The sequence below is a fragment of the Janthinobacterium lyxosi genome (assembly GCF_051380665.1).
Classification (GTDB): Bacteria; Pseudomonadota; Gammaproteobacteria; order Burkholderiales; family Burkholderiaceae_D; genus Janthinobacterium.
On the sequence record NZ_JBNYXM010000064.1, the window covers coordinates 1 to 5,851 of the forward strand.

Consider the following 5,851-nt stretch of genomic DNA (forward strand, 5'->3'; position numbering starts at 1 on the left):
GTTAGTCTTCTGAATGACGAACGGCCCGATCGAAAATTCGACCGGGCCGTCAAGGCAAAACCAAAGCGCTATGCCACTCGAGTTCTACGAAAAACTGCTTAAGTGAACGGCATTAGCACTGAGTGCCGGTTTTTTTCGTTCCGCCGCAGGGCGGGGACAGTGTGGCCTAACCGCGCGCCGCCATCGACAGTGCCACCGCTTCTGCTACCTTGATGCCGTCGACGGCCGCCGACAGGATGCCGCCCGCATAGCCGGCGCCTTCGCCTGCGGGGAACAGGCCGCGCGTGTTCAGGCTTTGCAGGTCGTCGTCGCGGCGCTTGATGCGGATCGGTGAAGAGGTGCGCGTTTCCACGCCCGTCATCACGGCGTCGGCCTTGTAATAGCCCTTGATCTGTTTGTTGAACGCCGGGAAGGCTTCACGCAGGGCCGTGATCGCGTACTCGGGCAGCGCTGATGCCAGATCCGTCAGATGCACGGCCGGCTTGTACGAGGGCACCACGCTGCCAAATTCCGTCGAGGCGCGACCAGCGACGAAGTCGCCAACTAATTGCCCTGGCGCATCGTAGTTGCTGCCGCCCAGGGCAAACGCGCGCTCTTCCAGTTCGCGCTGCAGGGCAATGCCGGCCAGCGGGTCGCCCGGATAGTCGGCTGGCGTGATGCCGACCACGATGGCGCTGTTGGCGTTGCGCTCGTTGCGCGAGTACTGGCTCATGCCGTTCGTCACCAGGCGGCCCGGTTCCGAGGCGGCGGCCACCACCGTGCCGCCCGGGCACATGCAGAAGCTGTAGACGGAACGGCCATTGCTGGCGTGGTGCACCAGCTTGTAGTCGGCCGCGCCCAGAATCGGGTGGCCGGCGCTGGGGCCGAAGCGGCAGCTGTCGATCAAGGATTGCGGGTGTTCCACGCGGAAACCGATCGAGAACGGCTTCGCTTCGATGTATACGCCGCGGCGGTGCAGCATCTCGAAGGTGTCGCGCGCGCTGTGGCCGATGGCCAGCACCACATGGTTGCTGGTGATGGTTTCGCCATTCTCCAGCACCACGCCGCGCACCTGGCCGCCATCGCTGCCTGGCACGATGTCGAGATCGACCACTTTGCTGCTGAAGCGGTATTCGCCACCCAGCTGTTCGATATTCGCGCGCATTTCTTCCACCATCTTGACCAGGCGGAAGGTGCCGATGTGCGGCTTGCTCACATACATGATTTCCTCGGGCGCGCCGGCCTTGACGAATTCCGTCAATACCTTGCGGCCGTAGTGCTTGGGATCCTTGATCTGGCTGTACAGCTTGCCATCCGAGAAGGTGCCGGCGCCGCCTTCGCCAAACTGCACGTTCGATTCCGGATTGAGTTCGCGCTTGCGCCAGAAACCGAAGGTGTCGACCGTGCGTTCGCGCACTTGCTTGCCCCGTTCCAGGATGATGGGGCGCAAACCCATCTGTGCCAGGATCAGCGCCACGAACAGGCCGCAGGGGCCCGTGCCGATGACGATAGGGCGCGGTTCCGTGCTGTGGCCGGCCAGCTGTTCGCCGCCGGCGACGAATTTGTAGTCGGTGTCGGGCGCGGGCATCAGGTGCACATCGTGCTGCAGGCGCGCCAGCACGGCCGCTTCATTCTTGACGTCAACATGCAGCGAGTAAATCAACACCACGGCGCTGCGCTTGCGCGCGTCATAGCTGCGCTTGAAGACGGTAAAGCCCAGCAGGTCGCCGGCATCGATGCCGAGGCGGGCCAGGATGGCGGCGGGCAGGGCGGCTTCGTCGTGTTCGAGGGGGAGTTTTACTTCGTTGAGTCGCAGCATGATATATATCCGAAATATCCGAAAAGTGCAGGGCTCCGTATCTAGCGGAGAGTGGGCAGCCGCGTGGCGCGGCGCAAGGCGGCATTTTACTCCTTCCAGCGGGCAATGCATTGCCTGTGGTCCCCGCCGAGAAGCCGCTGTGGGCTGGATTTATTAAAATCACAATGTTAAATTTGCATCGCTAAAAGTGTAACTGCCAGCGCTGTTCCGGGCCAGTGGGCACGGGGGAAGGCGGCGGTGGGGAACGGATGGGTGCGGGAAATGTTGTCCTGGCGCAGGCAGCAGGGGCGCTGCCGTAGTACGCAACATGTTGTTGCTGCGAAAAAACAACATTTCATCGCGAGCGCAGCCGGTGCCATGATGGCGCCTCGCATCGGCTTTGCTAATCTTTCATTTGCTGCATTTGCACAATCGTCAGTGAGCAGGGAAAACAGCCTTCCTTCTCCGGTGTTAAAAGAGGTAAGAAAAGTAATTTCGGGTAAAGTCATAACAGTGTTTTGTAAATATTTCATCATATTTTTTGCTGCATTGCAATATAAATATCATTGCATAAAAAATGGGCGAAGCACATTAGTTTCGACAGTTTGCACATTATTTCCGAATAAGATATGGCATAAAACAGGATTGTGGAAATTAAGATGTTGTTTTAAAGTTATGCGGACTGCCCAATAAATTGACATCGCTCTGTGCCATATGGTTCCATGTAATGGCTGCGTCACATTTGTAACGTTTTGACACATTTTCCGGGAAAACCTTTACCCAGGGGCTTCCTTACAAAAATTCAGGCACATGCCAGAAGGAGTTTTTTACATGAAGTTACGTATCAAACCTATGCCAGTTGCGATCCTGCAAGTCTTTGCAAGTGGCGCACTTTCCGTTGCAGCTATTTCTCCGGTAATGGCTCAACAAGCCGCTGCCAGCGAACCTGTTCAGCGCGTCATGGTGACCGGTTCGCTGATCAGCCGTACCGATACCGAAACTGCGGCACCAGTTCAGGTAATCACTGCAGCTGAAATCCAGCGCAGTGGTAAAACCTCGGTTGCCGAGCTGCTGCAGGATCTGGCCTCCAACGGTGCCGGCACGCTCGGTACAGGCTTCTCTGGTGCATTCGCGAACGGCGCATCGGGCGTCTCGCTGCGCGGCCTGACCGTAGGTTCGACCCTGGTACTGATCGACGGCCACCGCATGTCGCCATACGCGATCGGTGACGATTCGCAACGCTCCTTCGTTGACGTCTCCAATATTCCATTTGATGCCATCGACAGCATCGAAGTGCTGAAAAGCGGTGCTTCCTCGCTGTACGGTTCGGACGCGGTCGCTGGCGTGGTCAACATCAAACTGAAGAAAAACTTCTCGGGCACCCGCTTCTCGGCTGACAGCGGTACCACGGAACATGGCGGCGGCACGACCAACCGCGCTTCGTTGAGCACCGGCTTCGGTGATCTCGACACCGATGGCTACAACGTTTTCGCTACCGCCGAATGGCGTCGCCAAGGCGCGATCAAGGTCGACGACCGCAAGCAGTACGCCTGGGACCAGCTGGACTGGCGCCCACGTGGCGGCCAGAACCTGACTTTCGGTGTGCCAACCGCCCGTAACGGCTTCCTGACCGCCGCCAATTCGCCATTCCTGTACAACTCCACAGGTGCTGGTGGTGCGCAAAATGCGGCCAACTTCGTCTTCCTGGATCCGAAATGTAATTACACTGCATACCGCGCCGGCGGCTGCGCGGTGGAAGACAAATATGCATTCATCCAGCCGGAAACCGAAAACAAGAACTTGCTGGTCGGCTTTACCAAAAAGCTGCCGCAAGATTGGGAAATGTCGGTCAAGGCTTCGATTTTCCAGCGTGATAACCTGAACAATCGCGGCTTGCCAGCAGCCTACTCGCCGACCTCGTTCGCAGGTACCAACGTCAATAACAATGGTGTGTTGACCCCGGGTTTCGGCGCCATGCCTAGCACCACGTTTGCTCCGGGTACAGCTGTCGGCGCCAACGTGACCAACCCGTTTGCCAACAATGCACGCCTGTATGGCTACATTCCTGGCCTGGACGGCAACTCGCAACAGAGCAACACCGCGACCACCACCCGTCTGGCGATCGACCTGACTGGTGCTGCGATGGGCTGGGACCTGCAACTAGCAGGCGGCTTGACCAAGTCCAAGGCAGAAGTCGATTACAGTGGTTTTGTTGACCGTGCCGCCTTGTACAGCCTGCTGCGCTCCGGTACGTGGAATGCACTGGGCGGTAACTCGCAACAGCTGATCGACCAGGTGTCGCCACGTTTCTCGAACACGCTGGTATCGAAGCTGAACTACATCGATGCGGTCGGTTCGCGCGAACTGATGCCGCAGCTGGGCGCCGGCCCGCTGAAACTGGCAGTCGGTGTCCACTGGCACAAACGTACCTGGGATGCGCCACCGTCGCCACTGACCCTGAACGGTCAGGTTGGTTCGACGTCGGCCTTCGTGTTTGGTGAAGAGACCAACAAGGCAATCTTCGCCGAGCTGGCAGCAATTCCGGTGAAAAATGTCGAGTTCAATCTGTCGAGCCGTTATGATAGTTTTGATAATAATAACTCGTTCACCCCGGCAGCAACGCTGAAATGGACGCCGATCAAGGAAGTCGCCTTGCGCGGTACCTTCGCTCGTGGTTTCCGCTCGCCTAACCCTGCAGAGACAGGCAATTCGGGTTCGTTCTTCCTGTACCACGGTATCAACGATCCTATCCTGTGCGCTAACGGCCAGCAGTACACCGCTGGCAACGTACCAAGCTCTTGCAACATTCAGCCTACATACGTACAACGTCCGAACAAGGATCTGTCGCCAGAGAAATCGAAATCGTTCACTCTGGGTGCCGTGCTCCAGCCATTCAAGGGCTTGAACGCGACCATCGACTACTACAACATCGAAGTGCGTAACCAGATCGTGACCGCCGCCGGCAACGATCCTAGTTACCGCGAGACGTTTGTGCGTGGTGCAGCCGTGCCGATCGACATCGCCACTGGGGTAGGCACGGGCGTTGCTCAGGGGACCCCATCGGTTGGTCCTATCCTGTTCGCAGAATCGGCCTACATCAACGGTGGCTCGACCAAGACCTCCGGCGTGGAAACGGATATTGGCTACCGTTGGAACCTGTCTGAAAACGGCATCATCCGTGCCAACCTGAGCTATGCCCACACCATCAGCTACGAGCAAACCGTTGCTGGCGTGACCTATCAGCTGGCCGGTACCCAAGGCCCGACGGTGGTTTCCGGTGCAACCGGTTCGCCGAAAGACCGTGCGCAGCTGAGCCTGGGCTGGACTCGTGGTCCGCTGGACGTGAATGCCACGTTGAACTACACCAGCAGCTTCTCGGCACTGGACCCATCGGTGGGTGCTACCGATTGCTCCAAGGCGTCGACTGTCATCACCAGCCGTCCTTACTACCAGAACCTTACGCAGCCTGATCAGTATTGCCACGTACCATCGTTCACGACGACCAATCTGAACATCCAGTACAAGGTCAGCCCGAACCTGACATTGAAAGGTTCGATCCTGAATCTGTTCGACCGTCAGCCACCGTTTGACCTGAGCACCTACGGCAATGCCACCGTGCAGACTTCGTACAATGCGTCGCTGCACCAGGCAGGCGCTGTTGGCCGCTTCCTGAGCCTGGGTCTGGCATATACCTTCTAACATAGCAAGGTGAATAAGGCGGCAGCGATGCCGCCCTGTTCTTCGAAAGGGCGGGATGATTGAAGAATCATCCCGCCCTTTTTTTATGACATCGTCAGGTGTGGCAACGCGCCCAAGGTTGCCTTCAATAATGCCTTGCGCACGGAATCCGAGGCCAGCAGGGAATGTGCGTAGTCGAGCCAAAAGGTCTTGTGGCGCAAGCGGGCCAGCGGCGTGCCGGTGAGCGCATGGAAGGTGGGCCCGCAGGGCACGCAACGGTAGTGAGGTACCCTGACTTTTTCGGACACTCTTGTTTGGTAAACTTCACCAACTGGAGAACTTATGAAACGCTCAACAACATACACGCCAGAGCTTCGAGAAGAAGCAGTAAAGCTG

General features: G+C 57.9%; 3 protein-coding genes and 1 pseudogene. 1 reads left to right on the plus strand and 3 read right to left on the minus strand.

Annotated features, from left to right (window positions below; genetic code table 11):
* Nucleotides 1-166: 166 nt before the first annotated feature.
* Nucleotides 167-1,798: an NAD(P)/FAD-dependent oxidoreductase gene (locus tag ACQ4WP_RS28705; RefSeq protein WP_436526630.1), complete on the minus strand. Its 1,632-nt coding sequence runs from the start codon at nucleotides 1,796-1,798 to the stop codon at nucleotides 167-169.
* A 167-nt stretch (nucleotides 1,799-1,965) separates the two neighbouring features.
* On the minus strand, nucleotides 1,966-2,313 hold the full coding sequence (locus ACQ4WP_RS28710) for a hypothetical protein (RefSeq protein ID WP_436526632.1): 348 nt from the start codon (nucleotides 2,311-2,313) through the stop codon (nucleotides 1,966-1,968).
* Nucleotides 2,314-2,608: 295 nt separating this feature from the next.
* Here ACQ4WP_RS28710 and ACQ4WP_RS28715 point away from each other — a divergent pair, with 295 nt between their 5' ends.
* Nucleotides 2,609-5,476, plus strand: coding sequence for a TonB-dependent receptor (locus ACQ4WP_RS28715; protein WP_436526634.1), 2,868 nt, complete (start codon nucleotides 2,609-2,611; stop codon nucleotides 5,474-5,476).
* Nucleotides 5,477-5,607: 131 nt separating this feature from the next.
* Here the strand turns inward: ACQ4WP_RS28715 and ACQ4WP_RS28720 are convergent.
* A pseudogene (locus ACQ4WP_RS28720) lies at nucleotides 5,608-5,745 on the minus strand (IS1595 family transposase); the annotation flags it as partial.
* Nucleotides 5,746-5,851 lie beyond the last annotated feature (106 nt).